The following is an 18,390-nucleotide window of genomic DNA, read 5'->3' as shown; positions in this document are numbered from 1 at the left end:
GTGGCAACCGCAACCGGCCTCACCGTCGACATCCTGACCGGAGTCGACGCCGTCCCCGCCGAGACGTGGGACGAACTGGCCCCGCCCCACGACCCCATGTGGGGGCGGGAGGTGTTCGCGGCGATGGAGCACGGAGCCATCGGCCCGGACGGTTACGCCTACGCGGTGGTCCGTGAGGCGGGCCGCACGATCGCGATCCTGCCGCTGAGCGCCGTCCGCGGCCTGCGCCTGGAGCAGGTCGTCGGGCCGCAGGAGCGCCGGATGCTGGCCCCCGTGAGCCGGCTGTTCCCGAACCTGCTGCGCGTACCGATGCTGTTCTGCGGCAACTTCCTCGGCCAGGGCCACGTCCTGAGCCGGGAGCCGCTGACGGCACCGGTCGCCGAACTGCTGGTCCGTACGGTCCTCGACTACGCGCGGCGCAACCGGCTCGGCACCGTCGTCTTCAAGGACTTCGCCCCCGACGAGCTGGCGGCCCTGCGGCCGGCACTGGAAGCGGCGGACTTCTTCCAGGTGCCGAGCATGCCCGACACCGAACTGCCCCTGGACCACGCGGCCACCTTCGAGGACTACCTCGCGGCTCTCCCGGCCAAGCCGCGCCGCAACGCCCGCAACAAGCTGCGCAAGTTCCACGCCCGGCGCGACCTGCGGATCGAGGTGCTGAGCGACTTCGCCGAGCTCGTCCCCGACATGCTGGAGCTGTACCGGCAGGTGATGGACCGCGCAGACCAGACCCTCGACGTCCTCGACGAGTCCTTCCTCCACGCGCTCCAGCAGCCCGGAGGACCGGACCAGCGGCTCGTGGCCTGCTTCGAGGGCGACCGCCTCGTCGCCTTCCTGCACTGCCTCTTCCGAGGCGAGGGCGCGATCGGGGCACGCATCGGGCTCGACTACCGGCTGGCCCACGAGGCACGTCTGTACCACAACGTCCACTACGCGGCCATCGAGCTGGCCATCGACCGCAAGTGCCGGCACATCCGGTTCGCCCAGACCGCCTACGAGCCCAAACGGGAGCTCGGCTGCGAACTGGTCGAACAGCACTACGCCATCACCCATGTGAGCCCACTGCCCCGCGCGGTGCTGCGCCTGCTGCTCCCGCGGGCGCTCAACACGGCGCTCGCCCGGACGCTCGCGCCCCGGTCGTGAGCACTCCACCCCACCCTTCATCTCATAGAAAGCAGGTCCTCATGCCCCGCGTCGAGGTAGAGCTGTACATCGCCGCCCCGCCGGCCCAGAGCTGGGACGCCGTCGTCGACGTCGAGAGCTACTCCGCGTGCATGGACAGCGTCCAGTCCGTCACGGTCGTCGAGCAGAACGGTCCGCAGGAACGGACCACCGCCTGGTCCGTCCACCTCAAGGGGTCCGTCCTCGAGTGGGTCGAGGCCGAGCGGATCGACGACGAGGCCCGCCGCTTCGACTTCCACCAGGTCAGCGGCGACCTCGCCCACTTCGTCGGCCACTGGGCCGTCCGTGCGGCCGACGACGGCGGCAGCCTGGTGTCCCTGCACGTCGAGTTCGACATCGGCATCCCCCTGCTCGCCGACATGCTCAACCCCGTCGCCGCCACGGCGCTGCGCGAGAACGCCGAGCAGATGCTCACGGCGCTGGAGCGCCGCCTGACGGGCACCTCCGCCTGACCGGTGGCCCGGCGCCCTGCCGGGCCACCGCCCTCAGCCCTCCCCTTTCCCCACGATTTCCCTTCGATTTCTCGCCAAGGAAGATCACACATGAGCGTCCCGCCCCAGACCGCCACCCCGTCCACCACGGTGTTCGAGCAGCTGCGCCGGCACCAGTCGCCCAAGCTCGCCCTCACCGGCAAGTTCGCCGGCAAGGGCGCCGTGGAATCCTCCGCGTCGGGCTCGCGGGTCACCCTCTCCGACGGCCGTTCGGTCCTGGACTTCGGCTCGTACGCCGTCGCCCTGCTGGGCCACCGCCACCCCGGCGTCACCGCCGCCGTCCAGCGGCAGCTGGAGCTGATGCCCACCTCCACCCGGAGCCTGGCCAACCCCGTCGCGGCCGAGGCCGCCGCCGTCCTCGCCGACTACCTCGGCGGCACCCTGCCCAAGGTCTACTTCGGGCTCAACGGGTCCGACGCCGTGGAGGTCTCGGTCAAGCTCGCCCGCCTCGCCTCCGGCCGCGACCGGGTGCTGGCCGTGCGCGGCGGCTACCACGGCAAGACGCTCGGCGCGCTGTCGCTCACCCACAGCCCCCTCTTCCGCGCCGGGCTGCGCGGCTGCACCGCGGACGTCGTCCACATCGACCCCGACGATCGCGACGCGGTCCGCAGGGAATGCGCCCGGGGCCCGGTCGCCGCGCTGATCTTCGAGCCCGTCCAGGGCGAGAACGGCGCCGTACCGCTCGACCTCGACGTGCTGCGGCGGTGGACGCTGGACGCCCACGCACACGGCGCCTTCGTCATCGCCGACGAGATCCAGTGCGGCCTGCGACGCTGCGGCGAGCGCTCGGTCGCCCTCGCCGAACGGCTCCCCGTCGACGCCGTGCTCGTCGGCAAGCCGCTCGGCGGCGGCATCGTGCCCCTGTCCGCCGTGGTCTGCTCGGACCTGCTCTACGCCCCCCTCGCCGCCGACCCCTTCCTGCACTCGGCGACCTTCGGAGGACACCCGCTCAGCTGCGCCGCCCTGCCGGCCGCCCTGGCGGCGGTGGAGGAACTGGCCGACCACGGCCGCATGCTGACCGACCGGCTGACCGCCGGCCTGCGCACCCTCCACGAGCGCCACGGGGAGGTCATGAGCGGCTTCCGCGGCCGGGGCCTGCTGTGGGGCATCGACTTCACCGCGCCCCAGGCCGCCGGCGAGGTCGTCGTCGGCCTGGCCAACGCCGGCCTGCTCGTCTCGCCCTGCCTGAGCCGTCCCACGACCGTACGGCTCCTGCCCCCGCTGACCACCACGGAAGCCGAGCTCGACCAGGCCCTGGACATCCTCGACACCGCCCTCGAGGGCGCGGCCCGCGCCCTCGCCGTCCGCTGACCCGGGCCCGCACCACCACCCTTCCCGGCGGTCCACCCCGACCGTCCTGAACCGAACCAGGAGAAACCGCATGACCGACACCGCAGTCCAGCAGGCCCCCACCACCGGCACGGAGATGGGGCACGACCTGGCCGACACCGTCCGCGCGACCATCGCCGAGGTCCTGGGCACCACGCCCGACGCCATCACCGACAGCACCGACCTCGAAGCCGACCACGGCATCGACAGCCTCGAGCTGATGGCCATCGGAGCCCAGCTCGAACGCGCCCTCGGTGTGCAGATAGCCCCCGAGGACCTGGTGCAGGCCGACAACGTCGGCCACGCCATCGCCCTCCTGACCGAGCGGAAGGCCGACCAGTGACCTCTCCCCAGCACCCCGAGGACCGCACGCCCGACGGCCGCCTCCGCGTCGTCGTCACCGGCATCGGCGTCAAGTCCCCGGCCGGCAACACCCTCGACGAGGTCGTCACCACCGTGATGGCGGCCAAGTCCACCGCGGCCCTCGTCGACGAACTGGCCGAACAGGACTCACCGGTGCGCTTCGCCTGCCGGGTGCCGGACTTCGACATGGAGCCCTACATCACCCGCCGCGAGCTCCGGCAGATCGACCGGCCCACCGCACTCGCCCTGTGCGCCGCCGTCGACGCCCTCGAGGACGCGGCACTGCCCCCGCTGCCACCGGACCGTGTCGGCGTCCACCTCGGCACCGGCATCGGCGGACTGCCCAGCATGGAGGCCACCGCCGTCCACCACGGCGCCGACCCCATGGGCATGCCCGTGCACACCGTCCCCAGGACCATGTCCAACTCGGCGGCCGGACGCATCGCCATGCGCTACGGCTTCCAGGGCTCGTGCCTCACCTACGCCACGGCGTGCGCCAGCGGCACCAACGCCATCGGCGAGGCCGCCCGCAGGATCCAGTACGGCGAACTCGACGCGGTCGTCACCGGAGGCTTCGACTCCGCGGTCACCACCATCATGCTCAGCGGCTTCGCCCGGATGCGGGCCCTGTCCGACCGCAACGACGCCCCCGACCAGGCCAGCCGTCCCTTCGACGCGGACCGCGACGGCTTCGTGATGGGGGAGGGCGCCGCCGTCCTGGTCCTGGAACGGCGCGACGCCGCACTCGCCCGCGGCGCGCGGATCTACGGGGAGATCGCGGGCTACGCGACCAACTCCGACGCGTTCCACATCGTCGCCCCCCAGCCGGACGGCGCCGCGGCCGCCGCCTGCATGGCCCGCGCCATCGCCGACGCCGGGCTGAGCACCGGCGACATCGGACACATCAACGCCCACGGCACCTCCACCCAGCTCAACGACAACGCCGAAGCCACCGCCATCGACCGCTGCTTCGCCGGCCAGGCACCGCCCGTGACCTCCATCAAGGGCGTCACCGGCCATCTCATCGGCGGATCCGGGGCGCTGGAGGCCGCGGTCGCCCTCGTCTGCGCCGAACGCCGCACCGTCCCGCCCGTCGCCAACCTCACCACCTGCTCCGAGGCCGACCGCATCGACGTGGTGGCCGACACGCCCCGGCAGGTGACCCTCGCCCCCGTCCTCTCCAACTCCTTCGGCTTCGGCGGCCAGAACGCCTGCCTCGTACTGACCCCCGGCCACTGACACCCGCCCCACCCTCCTCACCACAGGAAGAACCACCATGCGCATCCTCCTCACCGGGGCGACCGGCGTCGTCGGCACGGAAGTCGCCGACCTCCTGAGCACCACGGCTCCCCACGGCACCGACCTCGTCCGCACCGCACGCCGCAACGCCCACGCCCCCCTGGTCCGCTGGGACATCGGCGCCGAACCGGCGCCGGCGGAACTGACCGGCCACTGGGACGTCATCGTGCACACCGCGGCCTCGACCCGCTGGACCATGACCCGTGCCGAGGCCACCGACGCCAACATCCGCACCCTGCGCGCCGTCCTGGCCCTGGCCGGCCCCGAGACCCACGTCGTCCACGTCTCCACCGCCTACGTCGGGGGCGTGCGCAACCCCGAGGACCTGCGCGGCGCCGAGTTCGAGGGCTACCGCAACGGCTACGAGTGGTCCAAAGCCGTCTGCGAGGAGATCGTCACCACCGAGCACCCCGGCCCCACCACCGTGATCCGCCCGCCACTGGTCATGGGCAGCCGCGCCGACGGCCGCATCTCCCGCTTCTCCGGCCCCTACAGCCTCTTCCCGGCCCTGGTCTCCGGCCTCGCCGCCGTCGTCGTCGGCGACCCGGACGGCTACGCCGAGATCAGCCCGATCGACGAGGTCGCCGATGCGATCGCCACGGCCGCCCTGGGCCCCGCCCCGGACGGGCCGCGCACCGAGATCGTCGCCGCGGGCGGCGCCAGCCTGCGCCTGAGCACCCTCATCGAGATCACCTGCGACACCATCAACACCTTCCGGGCCGCCCATGGCGTCGACCCCGTCGCCACACCCCCGACGGTCTCCACCGACAGCTGGAACCGCTTCTTCCTGCCGCTGGCGCAGCAGTGGCTCTCGCCGGTGCAGCAGCAGGCCGTCAACCTGCTCGCCATGTTCCAGAGCTACACCAGCATGGCCGAGCCCTTCGAACCCACCCGCCCCGTGCGCGACCCGGCCGAGGTCATGGCCGCGTCCGTACGCCACTGGGCCCACAGCAAGCCCCGGCAGGCCCTGGCCACGCCCAGCCCCTGGACCCTCGTCGCGGCCCAGGGCCGGAAGGAGCCCTGACCGTGCGCGCGCTCCTGATCAGCGGCAGTCCCAACCCCCGCTCCGCCACCACCGCCCTGGCCGGCGTCGCCGGCCGAGCGCTGGGCGAACTCGGCGCCACCGTCCACACCGTGAACCTCGCCGAACACCCCGACCCCGCCACCCTCCACCGCGCCGTGGCCCACGCCGGCGCCATCGTGCTGGCCAGCCCCGTCCACCACGCCGGCTACTCCGGCCTGCTCAAGACCGCACTGGACACGCTGCCGGGCGACGCCTTCGCCGACAAGGCCGTAGGCCTCCTCGCCCACGGCAGCGGCCCCCGCACCGGCAACGTCGTCTGCGAACAACTGCGCACCGTCGCCAAGGCCCTGGGCGGCTGGGTGGTCCCCACCCAGGTCGCCGCCTGCCGCGAGGACTTCACCGCCGCGGACGGCCCGGCCGACCCCCTCGCCCCGCTGCTCGCACGGTGCCGCACCATGGCGGCCGAACTGCACCGCTGCGCCACGATGCTCGACGTTTCGGCCTTGGAAGAAGGGAAGGCGTCGTGTACGACGTGATCGTGGTGGGAGCGCGCTGCGCGGGAGCGCCGACGGCCATGCTGCTGGCCCGTACCGGATACCGCGTCCTGCTCCTGGAGAAGGCGCACTTCCCGAAGGACAAGCTCTCCTCGCACTACCTCCACCAACCGGCGGTCGCCTCGCTCGACCGCTGGGGCCTGCTGGAGAAGATCCGGGCCACCGACTGCCCGCCCATCGAACGTGTCAGTTACCAGACCTCGGACGTCCGGCTGGAGGCCTCCCTCCTGCCGGCCGACGGGCACAGCACGACGTACGCGCCCAGACGCTTCGTGCTCGACCCGATCCTCGCCGACGCCGCGGCCGCGGCCGGTGCGGAGTTCCGCGAGGGATGCACGGTCACCGGTCTGCTGCACGAGGGCGACAGGGTCGCCGGGGTGCGCTACAGGACGGCCGACGGGGGCGAGTTCACCGAGCGCGCCCATCTGGTCGTCGGCGCGGACGGCATGCGGTCGACGGTCGCGCGGTTCGTCGAGGCACCGACGATCGCCGAGAATCCGCCCATGACCTGCACGTACTACAGCTACTGGGAGGACCTCCCCACGCAGGGCCCCTCCAGGCACTGGGAACTGTACGAACGATCCGGCCGGTCGGTCGGCGTGGTCCCGACCAACGGCGGCCGCACGCTCGTGATGGCGTACTTCCCCCAGTCGGAGTTCCGACAGGTGCGCACCGACGCCCAGTCCGCCTATATGGAGGCGTTCCGCACCACGGCTCCGGGCCTGAGCGACCGGTTGTCCTCAGCCCGCCAGGCCGAACGGCTCTACGGCACGGGTGAACAGCTCAATTTCATACGCCAGGCGTCCGGACCGGGCTGGGCCCTGGTCGGTGACGCAGCCCATCACAAGGACTCGATCGCCGCCCGGGGAATCACCGACGCTTTTCTCCAGGTGCAGATGCTCACCGATTACATCGGCAAGGACCTGCACGACCCGACGGCGCTCGCGACGGCATGTCGCCGCTACGCGCGGGACGTGGAGGAGAAGTTCATGTACTTCTACCGCGGCACCCTGAGCGTGGCCGAACTCAAGGTCCCGGAGGAACGGCTGCCCTTCCTGCGGGCCATATCCACCAACCAGACGCTGGTGGACCGCTACTTCGCCATGATGGCGGGGCTCTGCACGATGGATGAGTTCTACAACAGCGAGGAACTGCGGGAGACGCTCGCGCGAGCGTGACGGAAGCGGGGCGGACGGCTGCCCGCCGTTGGAAGCAGCGCCCGGACATGAACCGGACATGAATCCGGACAAGGACCCGGACAAGGAGGACAAGGCTCTGGTCAGGCCAGACGATCCCGTGTCGGTCCGTCCTCGGCAAGGACACGGCCTCGCCGTACTACGACGCGCTGGACCGTGATGATCTCGCGTGGGACGAACCGCCGCCGTTCATCGCCGTGGCGAGTCATATGGAAGACGTCGCCCGGATCATGGCTTCTCACGGGGTCACCAGGCACCTCCAAGGCGATGGCAGTGATGAACTGGCCGCTACCGGAACGACTTATGTCAATGTCATGGCCCAGCGGAGCCTGCTGGGATCCCTGGGCCTGGTCCGCGCGATGCGCGCCGGGACGAGGCGCTCTACATGCCGCCGGGGGCCACCCACACCGCACGGGCGACCGACGAGCCCAGCACCCATGTGTCGTTCGTCATCCAGGAGCCGGAGACGAAGGACCTCGCACTCGCCATGTTCGAACGCGCTTCCATCGGCCGATCGCCCTTTGACTGGCTGTCGGATCGGCTCCGGACTCCCGCTACAACGCCTCTTGCTGACTGGTGGGAACGGCCGCATCCGTTCCCACTCGGCACCATCAGATCCGTCCCAGTCGGCCGATCACCCGCACCGGGGCCGACTGCCGGTGCGGGGGAGACAAGAGCGCGTCCGACGTCAGGCGCTCGTGAGGATGACGAGTCGCTGGGTCGCGCGGGTCATCGCGACATAGCGGTCGACGGCTCCTTCGATGCCGTCGCCGAACGTCTCCGGGTCGATGAGGACGACCAGATCGAACTCGAGGCCCTTCGACAGTTCCGGCGTCAGCGACCGGACGCGGGATGTCGCCCGGAACGTGGGATCGCCGATGACGCAGGCGATCCCGTCGGCATGCGTGGCGAGCCAGGTGTCGAGGATCGAGTCCAGATCCGCGACAGATCCGTGGACGACGGGAATGCCGCTGCTGCGGATGGAGGTCGGCACGTTGGCGTCCGGGAGCGCGGCCCGGATGACCGGCGCGGCCTCGGTCATGACCTCTTCCGGCGTGCGGTAGTTGACGCTCAGGGAGGCCACGGTGATCCGGTCGAGCCCGACCCGCTCGAGCCGTTCCTGCCACGACTCCGTGAATCCGTGCCGTGCCTGGGCGCGGTCACCGACGATGGTGAAGCTCCGGGACGGGCAGCGCTGCAGCAGCATCTGCCACTCGGCGTCGGTCAGCTCCTGGGCCTCGTCCACGATGATGTGGGCGAACGGGCCGGCGAGCAGGTCCGGTTCGGCGCCGGGCAGCGCGCTCTCGTCGATCAGGCTGTCCTGCAGGTCCCGCCCGTGCAGCATGCCCAACGCGCCTTCGCTCTCGTCGATCACGACGTTCTGCAGCAGGCTGTCCATGACCTCGGCCCTGCGCGCACGTTCGGCGGCGACCGAGGCCTCGTGCCGACGCTTGCGTACCGACGCCTCCGGGTCGCCGAGCCGCTGCCGTGCCGCGTCCAGGAGCGGCAGGTCGGACACCGTCCAGGCCTGGGCGTCCTCGCGCTGCAGTTTGCGAACGTCGTCAGGGCTGAGCCAGGGAGCGCACTTGCGCAGGTAGGCGGGCACCGACCACAGGTCGCCGACGAGATCGGTCGCCTCCAGGATCGGCCACGCGCGGTTGAGGGTCCCGATCAGCTCCCTGTTCTGGAGCAGCGACCTGCGGAGCAGTTGGGGCGAGACCTCGCCGTCGTCCTCGTAGTCGTCCGTGTGCTTGTCCATGAGGATCGTGACCAGTTCCTCCCGGATCTGGTCGCGCGCCTCGTTGTGCGGTGTGCCGGGTTCCACGGCTGCGAACGCCGCGGCCCAGTCGTCGGCGCTGAGCCAGACGTCGGACCAGTGGGTGGAGACCGTCATTCCCTTGGTGGGCGGCTCTTCGTAGATGCCGACGGCCGGTTCGATCGCCTTCACCATGTCCGCGGACGACTTCAGAAGGGCCACGCTCGGGTCGGCTTCGATCGCCGCTCCGGCTCCCTCGGTGACGAGGTCGCGAACGATGCAGGTCTGCACGCCCTCCTCGCCGAGGCTGGGCAGGACATCGGCGACGTAGGCCAGGTAGGGCCGGCTCGGACCGACGAACAGCACGCCGCCCCGACGGTGACCGAGGCGAGGGTCGGAGTAGAGGAGGTGGGCGGCGCGGTGCAGGGCGACGACGGTCTTGCCCGTACCCGGACCGCCGTCCACGACGAGGGTGCCGCGGGATCCCGCCCGGATGACGGCGTCCTGGTCGGCCTGGATGGTGGAGAGCACGTCGCGCATGCGGGCCGACCGGTTGCTGCCCAGGCTGGCGATGAACGCGGACTGGTCGTCGAGCGCGGCGTGCCCCTCGAGCCCGTCGGCGGTGAACACCTCGTCCCAGTAGTCGCTGATCCGGCCGCGGGTCCATCGGTACCTCCGGCGGCTCGCCAGCCCCATCGGGCTGGCGTGGGTCGCCGCGAAGAACGGCTCGGCGGCGGGGGAGCGCCAGTCGAGCAGCAGTCGGCGCCCCGTGCTGTCGGTGAGGCCGAGGCGTCCGATGTACACGGGCTCGGGGCTGTCCGCATGGACGATGTGTCCCAGGCACAGGTCCAGGCCGAAGCGGCGCAAGGTGCGCAGGCGGCTGGTCAGGCGGTGGATCTCCGCATCCCGCTCCATCGCCTCCCGGCCGATGCCGCCGGGCGCCTTGCGCGCGGCCTCGAGGCGGTCGGACAGCTCGGCGATGGCCTGCTCGAGGCTCTCCGATATGGCCGCGAAGTGCTGCTCGTCGCCGCTGATCAGTGCCGGGTCGGCCTTGGGGGAGAGGTGGTCGGGAAGGTCGAACGCGCTGGTGGTCAGGTAGTTCATGTCGTCAGCTCCGGTCGACAACAACACACGCACTTGGTGGATCTCCCATTTCTGCGGGTTCTGGCCTAGGCCCGGAATCTTGCCCCACGACCGGGGCCTTGCCGCAAGCCCCCCAGTGCGCTATAAGTTAAAAGTGGCAAGGAGTGGGTAGTCCTCCTTGCCTTTGTTGTTTAAGCGGTGTCACCTTTCCAGCAGCGGACGCAAGTGTGCGTGAGCCCACCCGCTGAGCGGGGTAGGGGTGGTGGTGAGCAGGTCGCGGGGCTGCTCGGGCACCAGATCGCGTGACCCGGTGGTCATTCCGACGATGCCCTCCACCGCCGATGGAGGCAGCCCGGCCGCGCGCAGCGCGTCCCGCGCCGCGTCGTCGCTGACGGGGTTGAGCCGGACCGGGTGCCCGAGCGCCTCGGTGAGGATCCGCGCGACCTGGTGGAAGGTGAGGTCTTCCGGCCCGTGGACGGCCTGCACCACCCGGCCCTGCCAGGTGTCGTTCAGCAGCCGGGCCGCGACCACGTCTCCGATGTCGCGCGGATCGACCCACGGCATCGGGTGGTCGGGGTCGAACGCCGTGGTCAGGACGCCTCGGGAGAGTCCTTCGAGGTCGAACAGCAGGTTGGTGAAGAAGTACGCGCACCGCAGATGCAGCACATCCACGCCGGTGCCATCGAGTTGTTCCTCGATCCCGGCCAGGGCGTCGATGTGTCCGCCCCCGTGCCGCTTCTCCGCCCCGATGCTGCTCAACAGCACCACCCGCCCCACATCGCCTACCCGGGCGGCCTCCACCAACGGCGCCGCCGTCCGGAGCGAGGCCTCGATCGGATCTGCCGTCGTGTGGGGAGTGGGATCGACCCAGAAGACGGTCCGCGCCCCCGCCACCACCTCGCGGACGAAGCCGGCGTCCGTCAGGTCGCCCCGGCGTACATCGACCCGCGCGCGGGTCGCCTCGTCCAGGCGTGCCGGGTCACGGACCAGAACGCGGGGACGGACGCCGGCCTGGAGCAGCAACCGCACCACGCGCGATCCCACGTGTCCGGTGGGTGTGGTGACCACGATGGTCATCGCGACAATCCCTTTCGTGCGCTTCGCTCGCGTTCCCCGCACTCTAGGGTTCCGCGAGGCCGCGGTCGCCTCACCGGGCAAGCCCACACTCGCGAACCGGCCATTTCCCCGGTGTCCCGTGATCAGGCCGGCCCAGGCAGGCTCTGAAGCGAGCGTTCTAACCACTAGGCTGTGCCCCATGGGCCAGACCAACACCCGGGACCGGATCGTCATCGCCGCATCGCGGCTCCTGCAGCGCCAGGGCTACGTGGGCACCGGCATCAAGCAGATCGCCGGCGAGGCGCAGGCCACGCTCGGCTCGGTCTACCACTTCTTCCCCGGTGGCAAGGAGGCCGTCGCGGTCGCCGCGATCAAGCACGGCGACCAGGAGTTCTCGGCCCTCCTCCGCACCGCACTGGACGCCGAGGAGAAGCCGGGCGCGGCCGTGGAATCCTGTGCCCGACAGCTCGCCCGAGCACTGCGCGAGTCCGGCTGGGTCGACGGCTGCCCGATCACCGCTGCAGCGCTGGAGACCCTGGGCACCGACTCCGAGATCCAGCGCGTGTGCGCGGCCGCGCTGCGTGGCTGGGAGCGGCTGGTCCACGACAAGCTGCTGGGCTCGGGCATCCCCGCCGAGGATGCCCAGGACCTGGCGACCACCGTCATCAGCGCCCTGGAGGGCGCCGAGGTGACGGCCCAGGTCAACCGCAGCGAGGAGCCCCTTTGGGCAGTGGGCCGGCAGCTGGCCCGCCTGGTCGGTTCGTACGACACGACAGCTGCGGGCTGACGCCTTTCCTCACGGTCGCTTCCCGAAGGTTCTGCTGACCGAAGGTGACGCGCCGGCCGATCACTTGCCCAGGAAGGTGAGGATCCGCCTGTTCACCTCCTCCGGTGCCTCCACCATCGGGAAGTGGCCCACGCCTTGGAGCAGTGCGCCGTCCGAACCCTCGGGCAGGGCGGCGACGATGTCGGCGAGGATCTCCTCGTTGACGACGGGGTCCTCGCTGCCGTGCAGGTACAGGGTGGGTTGCGTGGGCAGTTCCGCCAGCAGGCGGCCCATTTCCCAGGCGTCGGTGCCGAACGCCTCGGAGGGGAAGTTCTGCCGGTAGAGGCCCAGCCCCGCCTTGAGGTTGGCCGGCTCGCGCAGGGCGTCCTTGCCGGCCTCCCGGTCCTCGGTGGAGTCGTAACCGGGGACGCTGCCGCTCCAGTGGTCCCACAGCCAGTCGATGTAGGCGAAGTCGTTCGCCGGCACCAGCTGGTCGGCGACGGCCATCTGGAAGAAGTAGAAGTGGCTGTTCTTGTGGATCTGCTCGGGGACCGCCGCCCGGCGCTCGTAGAACCGCACCGGCGGCACGTCGGCCACCACGACCCTCGACCAGCGCTCCGGCGCCAGCGCTGCGGCGCCCCAGGTGGCGAAGCCGCCCCAGTCGTGCCCGACGATGATCGCATCGCTGTCCCCGCCCAGCGCCTCGTGCAGCGCGTTGGCGTCCGCGATCAGATCCCGCATCAGCATGCTTCCGTCCGGCGGCACCTGGCTCGGGGCGAAGCCCCGCATGTACGGGGCGACCGCGCGGTATCCGGCCTTCGCGAGTTCGGGCATCAGGTGCCGGAACATGCCCGGGGTCTCCGGAAAGCCGTGCAGGAGAAGGGCCAGGGGGCCCTCGCCCTGCTCGACGTAGGCGAGGTCGAGGCCGTTGACGGTGATGCGCTTGATTTCCACTGTTCCTCCGAGATGGCGCGGGTGACAGGCGGCTGACGGTTCGTCTGCTGCGAACCCGCCCGCTGTAACGAACGTTCTAGTCAGACCGTAGCACTGTTAGAACGAACGCTCTATCTAATTCGTGGCCGCATCTGACACCCTGACTCCGTGGACGAGAAGCTGTGGTTGCGCAACCAGACGTGGGCGACGTGAAACCGACGGGCCGCCCGTTCGACGCGAATGCCGCGTACGACGTCGTCTCCGCGGTCCCGATCACGGAGCAGGACACCGCGGACATGCGGGGATACCGATACGAGGAGGCGGTGACCCCCGACGCCCCGGCCGAGGACCGGGAGTGGGAGTGGGAACGGGCCGTGGCCCGGCTGGTGACGCTGGTGCTGGACCGCACCTCGTGCGAGGCCGGCTGGTACGGGGGTCCCGCGACGGCAGCGCGGACCATGCGGCCGCGTCCGGCCCCACCCGGGGCGAGGACCGCGCCCGGCGCCTCGGGGCAGCGTGGCAGGAGGCGTACGCGGACGCGCGCGCCGGCCGCACCCTTGACTTCGAGCGGCTCGCCGCCTGGCAGAGCACCGTACTCGGCGTCCCCCGCGCCGCATTCCGTACGGGAACGGCGTACGCCAAGCGCGGACGCGAACGGTACGGCCTGCACGCCGACACCCCGCAGCGCTTCGCGTCCTGCCTCGCCCAGAGCTGCGAACCGACCGTACCTCTCCCCGCCCGGGCCGCCCGCCTCTACCTCGACGTCTGCTTCTTCCACCCCTTCGACGACGGCAACGCCCGCGCCGCACTGCTCGCCCTGGGACACCTGCTGGCCACCGAGGACGTGGCGCTCGCCTGGATCGCCCCGCTCATGGTGGCCCGCTACGCCGACGACCCGGAGGGGGCCGAGGAACTGGCGCACGTCGTCCACCTACTGATCACCCGCCATACGCGCGACGACCGCAAGTCTTCCGCCTGACGCGACCAAAGCGGCCCGCGGTCAGGCGGTGGACGCGGCCGGTGCGTCGATTGTCAGTGCCGGCCCGCAGAATGACGGCATGATCCAGACGTTCCCGCTGGCCCTGCCCGGCCCACTGGTGGACACCCACCGCATCGACTTGACCGCGCTCTACTCCAAGGGCTGGGGCGTCCAGGCCTACGACGTCGCCGCCGCACCGAACGGGGACGTGTACGCGCTGTACGGGGTGTACCGGCACACCTACGGCGTGGGCGACGACGAACAGGACCCGGCGACAGCCAACTTCGGGTACCGGATCATCACCCGGTACTCCGCGGACGGCGAGGTGCTGGCAAGCGCGGTGTGCTGCCCGTCCGATGGCGACGGGAGCGACTCAGCCGTGGTCAACGGCGGTGACATGACGCTGTGTGTGTTGCCCGACGGCACCCTGTCGGTCAGCGCCGTCCCGGACGCCACGACCCTGATCGCGCCCGATCTCAGTAGGGTCCTCGCCGCCTACAGCTCGGAGGACCGGCGCCCGTTCGAGAAGTACGCGCCGGGAGAAGCCTTCGCCAGCTCGATCAGCGTCACGCCCTCGGGCCGCCTGCTGTGCGTCACCACCGAGTACGGCGTCTGGAAGTACGGCAACATGCTGACCAACGTCGTCGGCCTGGCCGACGAGGCCCTGACCCCCACGACCAAGCCCGTGATCGAGGCGATAGCCTCGCTCGACCCCACCCCGGCCTTCCACAGTGACGACGACCTGCGCGCTGCTCACATCCGGTACCAGGGCAGCCCGGTCGGCGGGTCCTGCCGTCCCCGGCCGGCGCTGACCGAGCTCCTGGACGGCGAAGACAGCCTCTCGGGGTGGCGGCAGTCCCGGCTCGGCAGGCCGGTGCCGCTGGCCGACGACCTGTTCGTCGTCCCCGTCTACGCCCGCACCTTCCGCGGCGGAAGCCGCGGCCAGCCGTTCGTCTTCGCCCTCGTCGACGACCGGGGCACGATGACGGGGCGCCTCCACGGCATGCACGAATGGCGCGACAGCCCCTTCACCGGCTTCTGCTTCAACCTGGCCGCCGACCCGTACCGGGGCCGCGCCTTCCACCTCAACCGCTACGGCCTCTACGCCTGGAACAAGGCCGGGGTACTGCGCGCCAAGCTGGACACCGAGACCAAGGCCTTCAAGCCGCTGACCCACTTCACCCTCACCGCCTGCTCACCCGACGGCGACCTGCTGCTGGTCCACAACAAACAGCACCTCATCCTCCGCGTGCCCGTCCCCGACGACCTCACCGACCTCGCACCCGCCGTCGAGGAGGCCCTGCGTACGTATGCCAAGCAGCGCACCGCTCTCAAGAAGCAGTGGTCGCCCGTCAACTGGCACTGGGTGCATACGTCGGCCCAAGACCATCACCTCTGACGAGGCCGCCCCGGCCACGTACCGTCGCTCCGTCGCTGTTGCTTCACTTCACCAGGGAATACGAACGTTCCATGCCTTTCGGTTACTTTCTTCTCGTACCGGGCTACGCCCTGGCCATAGCGTGCGCACTCTACGGTCGGCGGACAGAGGACCAAGCCCACCACGCACACCGCACAGCCCCCGCCCCGGATCTCCCGGCGACGACGACCGCCGCGCACTGGGGCACCCAGCCTGCCCCGGGCGGGGCCTCGCGTGAGGTCCTGGAGATCGCCTGGCTCCAGGGCGGCGCCCCGCGGACCGCCGACACGGCTCTGCTGACCATGCAGCAGGACGGGCTGCTGAAGGTCGACGACCAGGGAGACGTCTTCCTCACCACTGGCAGCCTGCCGCGGACCCCGGCCGAACAGGCGGTCACCGACGAGCACACCGAGGCCCGCCGCAACGCAAGCTCGGTCACCCTGGGTGACCTCCGTGGCCGGCTGATCGCCAACCAGGAGATCGTCGCCATCGGCGAGTCCCTCGCCCGACGTGGCCTGGCCTACGGGACCGTGCATCGCACGCGGTTCCGTGTCGGGCATGTCCTGCTCCGGCTGTGCGCCAAGGTCTACCCGGTACTCGCGGCCCTGGCGGTGGCGATGACGTTCGTGAGCTTCGTCCGGAACGGGACCACCGACGGGATCACCGTGGCATGGTACGGCCTGACCGTAGCCGCTCTGATGGTCCTCGCCGGCGTGCTGTGCCGGATAGTCGGCGACGCCGTCCTGCCGGACCCCGTCCCCGCCACCGTCCTCGGCCGGGACGTACTGCAAGGCGCCCGGCGCGACCGTTCGCCGTACGCCACCGGCGCGGTAGCCGCGGCCGGTGGCGGCATCGCCCTGGCACTCGCGCTGGACGGCGTCGATGCCCTGGGCGATCAGCCGGTCTGTGAGGTACTGACAGGCTGCGGGGTCGGCACCGTCGCCGCCGACTCCTCCGCGTGGTGGTCCGACGCCTTCAGCGGTTCCGGCAGTGACTCGGGCTCAGGCGATTCGGGCGGCAGCAGCGACAGCTGGTCGAGCAGCGACAGCGGGTCCAGCAGCACGGGGGACTGAGGCTCCCGGGGCGTGCGTCGGCATCCGCTACGACCGCAGCAGCGACAGCTGGGGTGCTGTGGCCGTCCCCGCCTTGGTGGGCCTGGTGTGCGGCACGCTCGCCCTCGTATCGCTGACGGTTGCCGCGCTGGTTGCCGACGTCCTGTGAGCTGGTCCGGCATCGACGCTGACGGGATCTGCTGCTGCGGCTTGCCACGTCGAGCACGTTCGGGCGTACGCCGACGCGCGGACATTGCGGCCGGTCGCCTGGTGCGGAAGATTGATCAGGGTTGGGACCTACCGACTGCCCCGGGACGGCGAGGAGGAGCTCGACATGCCCGTAGCAAACGCCGAGGTGGCCGTATTGATCGTCGGCGGTGGCCCGGTCGGGCTCACCGCCCGCGCGCTGCTGGAACGCTGGGGCGTACGGACATTACTGGTCGAGAAACACCGCGAGCTGTCGCCCTTTCCCCGGGCCCGGCTGGTCAATGTGCGCTCGATGGAGATCTACCGGCAACTCGGGCTCGACGCCAAGATCACGGCTGCCGCGTTCGCCCCCGAGTACGGCCGCGTGCGCTTCCGCGACACCTTGCGTGGCCGCGACTTCGCCACAGCGGCGATGGTCGGGATCAACGCGCCGGTGCCCGAAAGCCCCGTGATCGGCGTGGTCACCTCGCAGGACCGGCTGGAGCCCACCCTGCTCGCCGCAGCGGACTCACAGATGCGGTTCGGGGTCGAGCTCGTCGGCCTGGTCGAGGAAACCGAGGGCGTCGTGGCCTTCCTGGTCGACCGCCAAAGCGGTGAAGAGACTCGCGTCCGTGCCCGTTACGTACTCGCCGCCGACGGCGCGAACTCCACGGTCCGGCAGCGGCTGGGAATCGACACGGCCGGCCCCGGAGCGTTGGGGGGCTTCACCACCGTCGTGTTCGACGCCGACCTCAGCCGCTGGTGCGCCCACCAGCCGGCCGGGGTCTACTTCACCCCGCAGGGAATATTCGCCCCGCTCTACCCCGAAGGAAGCTGGGCCTGGTTCATTCCCACGCCCGAAGACGCGGCACAGGCAGACTGGAGCGTACTCCTCGCGCGCGCCCTCGGCCCCGACACCGAGGTACGAGCCGAGGTGTTGCGGGTTCAGCACTGGGTGATGAACGCGTCCGTCGCCGAACGCTTCCGCCACGGCCGGATCCTGCTGGCTGGCGATGCCGCGCACGCGATCCCCATCGTCGGCGGCCTGGGCATGAACACGGGCATCGCCGATGTGCACAACCTCTGCTGGAAACTGGCGGGCGTCCTCCACGGATGGGCCGGACCAGGCCTGCTGGACACCTATGAGGCGGAACGACACCCCGTCGCCCACCGGACCCTCCGCCAAGCGGTGGCCAATACCCACCTCATGGTCCAAGTGCACAACCGCCGCCGCGAACAGCTCCAATCCGGCGAAGCAGCGCCGGAACGGATCGAACTGCCCTGGTCGGAACGGTACTTCGCCCAACTCGGTCTCGTGCTGGGCGTCGCCTACCACTCCGACGCCGTCCTCACCGACAACGTCACCCCGCCCGATCCACCCGACACCGACACGGGCACGGACTACGTCCCCACCGCGGAGCCGGGCCATCGGATGCCGCACCTCTGGCTCGAGCGCAACCGCTCCACGCTGGACGCCAACGGTGAGTGGTTCACGTTGCTCACCCCGGATCCCACCCGCTGGGAGCAGCAACCCACCGATTCATGGCCGCTACGCGTCGAGGCCCTTCCCGACGAGCACGTCGACCGCTGCGGCCTCCGCCCAGGCGGAGCAATGCTCATCCGGCCTGACGGCCACATCGGCGCCCACTGGCGAGACAGCCCGCTCAGCGACTCCACCCTCCACCACGCCCTCAGCACGATCACCCGCTCGGCCCCCTGAGAGG

16 protein-coding genes are annotated in these 18,390 nt (G+C 70.8%); 13 read left to right on the top strand and 3 right to left on the bottom strand.

Going from position 1 to position 18,390, the window contains the following annotated elements; translation table 11 throughout:
* From ACIGXW_RS13500 to ACIGXW_RS13465, 8 genes are all read left to right on the top strand, one after another.
* Positions 1 to 1,143 (top strand): GNAT family N-acetyltransferase, encoded by a 1,143-nt coding sequence (locus ACIGXW_RS13500; protein WP_399572855.1) that lies wholly within the window; start codon positions 1 to 3, stop codon positions 1,141 to 1,143.
* A gap of 41 nt (positions 1,144 to 1,184) precedes the next feature.
* Positions 1,185 to 1,634 carry an SRPBCC family protein gene (locus ACIGXW_RS13495; RefSeq protein WP_071967708.1) on the top strand — a complete coding sequence of 150 codons (450 nt, stop codon included), beginning with the start codon at positions 1,185 to 1,187 and terminating at the stop codon, positions 1,632 to 1,634.
* Positions 1,635 to 1,724: 90 nt separating this feature from the next.
* A complete protein-coding gene (locus ACIGXW_RS13490) occupies positions 1,725 to 2,984 on the top strand; it encodes an aspartate aminotransferase family protein (RefSeq protein ID WP_399572853.1) in 1,260 nt (419 codons plus the stop codon).
* A gap of 70 nt (positions 2,985 to 3,054) precedes the next feature.
* Positions 3,055 to 3,345 carry an acyl carrier protein gene (locus ACIGXW_RS13485; RefSeq protein WP_399572851.1) on the top strand — a complete coding sequence of 97 codons (291 nt, stop codon included), beginning with the start codon at positions 3,055 to 3,057 and terminating at the stop codon, positions 3,343 to 3,345.
* Positions 3,342 to 4,604 carry a beta-ketoacyl-[acyl-carrier-protein] synthase family protein gene (locus ACIGXW_RS13480; RefSeq protein ID WP_399572849.1) on the top strand — a complete coding sequence of 421 codons (1,263 nt, stop codon included), beginning with the start codon at positions 3,342 to 3,344 and terminating at the stop codon, positions 4,602 to 4,604. Before ACIGXW_RS13485 ends, ACIGXW_RS13480 begins: the two co-directional genes overlap by 4 nt.
* A 37-nt stretch (positions 4,605 to 4,641) precedes the next feature.
* On the top strand, positions 4,642 to 5,688 hold the full coding sequence (locus ACIGXW_RS13475) for an SDR family oxidoreductase (RefSeq protein WP_071967712.1): 1,047 nt from the start codon (positions 4,642 to 4,644) through the stop codon (positions 5,686 to 5,688).
* A 2-nt stretch (positions 5,689 to 5,690) separates the two neighbouring features.
* Positions 5,691 to 6,224, top strand: a complete 534-nt coding sequence (locus ACIGXW_RS13470; RefSeq protein ID WP_399572847.1) for an NADPH-dependent FMN reductase — start codon at positions 5,691 to 5,693, stop codon at positions 6,222 to 6,224.
* Positions 6,212 to 7,420, top strand: coding sequence for an NAD(P)/FAD-dependent oxidoreductase (locus ACIGXW_RS13465; protein ID WP_399572845.1), 1,209 nt, complete (start codon positions 6,212 to 6,214; stop codon positions 7,418 to 7,420). Before ACIGXW_RS13470 ends, ACIGXW_RS13465 begins: the two co-directional genes overlap by 13 nt.
* 706 nt (positions 7,421 to 8,126) lie before the next feature.
* Here the strand turns inward: ACIGXW_RS13465 and helR are convergent.
* Both helR and ACIGXW_RS13455 read right to left on the bottom strand, forming a co-directional pair.
* On the bottom strand, positions 8,127 to 10,298 hold the full coding sequence (gene helR / locus ACIGXW_RS13460; protein ID WP_399572843.1) for an RNA polymerase recycling motor ATPase HelR: 2,172 nt from the start codon (positions 10,296 to 10,298) through the stop codon (positions 8,127 to 8,129).
* A gap of 180 nt (positions 10,299 to 10,478) precedes the next feature.
* Positions 10,479 to 11,354, bottom strand: a complete 876-nt coding sequence (locus ACIGXW_RS13455; protein ID WP_399572841.1) for an NAD(P)H-binding protein — start codon at positions 11,352 to 11,354, stop codon at positions 10,479 to 10,481.
* A gap of 178 nt (positions 11,355 to 11,532) precedes the next feature.
* On the opposite strand from ACIGXW_RS13455, the gene ACIGXW_RS13450 reads away from it, so the two are divergent.
* The gene (locus tag ACIGXW_RS13450; RefSeq protein WP_399572839.1) at positions 11,533 to 12,120 is read left to right on the top strand and encodes a TetR/AcrR family transcriptional regulator; all 588 of its coding nucleotides are present in this window, start codon (positions 11,533 to 11,535) and stop codon (positions 12,118 to 12,120) included.
* A 60-nt stretch (positions 12,121 to 12,180) separates the two neighbouring features.
* On the opposite strand, the gene ACIGXW_RS13445 is transcribed toward ACIGXW_RS13450, so the two are convergent.
* Entirely contained in the window at positions 12,181 to 13,053 is an 873-nt protein-coding gene (locus ACIGXW_RS13445; RefSeq protein ID WP_399572837.1) for an alpha/beta fold hydrolase, read from the bottom strand.
* Between the two features lie 391 nt (positions 13,054 to 13,444).
* Between ACIGXW_RS13445 and ACIGXW_RS13440 the strand changes: the two genes are divergently transcribed.
* The 4 genes from ACIGXW_RS13440 to ACIGXW_RS13425 all read left to right on the top strand — a co-directional run bounded on the left by ACIGXW_RS13440 (position 13,445) and on the right by ACIGXW_RS13425 (position 18,386).
* On the top strand, positions 13,445 to 14,011 hold the full coding sequence (locus ACIGXW_RS13440) for a Fic family protein (RefSeq protein WP_399572835.1): 567 nt from the start codon (positions 13,445 to 13,447) through the stop codon (positions 14,009 to 14,011).
* A gap of 79 nt (positions 14,012 to 14,090) precedes the next feature.
* Positions 14,091 to 15,410: a hypothetical protein gene (locus tag ACIGXW_RS13435; RefSeq protein WP_399572833.1), complete on the top strand. Its 1,320-nt coding sequence runs from the start codon at positions 14,091 to 14,093 to the stop codon at positions 15,408 to 15,410.
* 71 nt (positions 15,411 to 15,481) lie between these two features.
* Positions 15,482 to 16,501 (top strand): TIGR04222 domain-containing membrane protein, encoded by a 1,020-nt coding sequence (locus ACIGXW_RS13430; protein WP_399572831.1) that lies wholly within the window; start codon positions 15,482 to 15,484, stop codon positions 16,499 to 16,501.
* A 313-nt stretch (positions 16,502 to 16,814) separates the two neighbouring features.
* Positions 16,815 to 18,386, top strand: coding sequence for an FAD-dependent monooxygenase (locus tag ACIGXW_RS13425; protein ID WP_399572829.1), 1,572 nt, complete (start codon positions 16,815 to 16,817; stop codon positions 18,384 to 18,386).
* The last annotated feature ends 4 nt before the right edge of the window (positions 18,387 to 18,390 follow it).

The sequence above is a fragment of the Streptomyces sp. NPDC053079 genome (assembly GCF_044546695.1).
Lineage (GTDB): Bacteria > Actinomycetota > Actinomycetes > Streptomycetales > Streptomycetaceae > Streptomyces.
This window is presented reverse-complemented; position numbering and strand designations above follow the sequence as displayed.

What these genes read in the sequence shown, in the direction of transcription:
- ACIGXW_RS13495 (WP_071967708.1), top strand. Translation starts at nt 1,185, where the DNA reads ATGCCCCGCGTCGAGGTAGAGCTGTACATCGCCGCCCCGCCGGCCCAG.
- ACIGXW_RS13490 (WP_399572853.1), top strand. Translation starts at nt 1,725, where the DNA reads ATGAGCGTCCCGCCCCAGACCGCCACCCCGTCCACCACGGTGTTCGAG.
- ACIGXW_RS13485 (WP_399572851.1), top strand. Translation starts at nt 3,055, where the DNA reads ATGACCGACACCGCAGTCCAGCAGGCCCCCACCACCGGCACGGAGATG.
- ACIGXW_RS13475 (WP_071967712.1), top strand. Translation starts at nt 4,642, where the DNA reads ATGCGCATCCTCCTCACCGGGGCGACCGGCGTCGTCGGCACGGAAGTC.
- helR (WP_399572843.1), bottom strand. Translation starts at nt 10,298, where the DNA reads ATGAACTACCTGACCACCAGCGCGTTCGACCTTCCCGACCACCTCTCC.
- ACIGXW_RS13455 (WP_399572841.1), bottom strand. Translation starts at nt 11,354, where the DNA reads ATGACCATCGTGGTCACCACACCCACCGGACACGTGGGATCGCGCGTG.
- ACIGXW_RS13450 (WP_399572839.1), top strand. Translation starts at nt 11,533, where the DNA reads ATGGGCCAGACCAACACCCGGGACCGGATCGTCATCGCCGCATCGCGG.
- ACIGXW_RS13435 (WP_399572833.1), top strand. Translation starts at nt 14,091, where the DNA reads ATGATCCAGACGTTCCCGCTGGCCCTGCCCGGCCCACTGGTGGACACC.
- ACIGXW_RS13430 (WP_399572831.1), top strand. Translation starts at nt 15,482, where the DNA reads ATGCCTTTCGGTTACTTTCTTCTCGTACCGGGCTACGCCCTGGCCATA.
- ACIGXW_RS13425 (WP_399572829.1), top strand. Translation starts at nt 16,815, where the DNA reads ATGCCCGTAGCAAACGCCGAGGTGGCCGTATTGATCGTCGGCGGTGGC.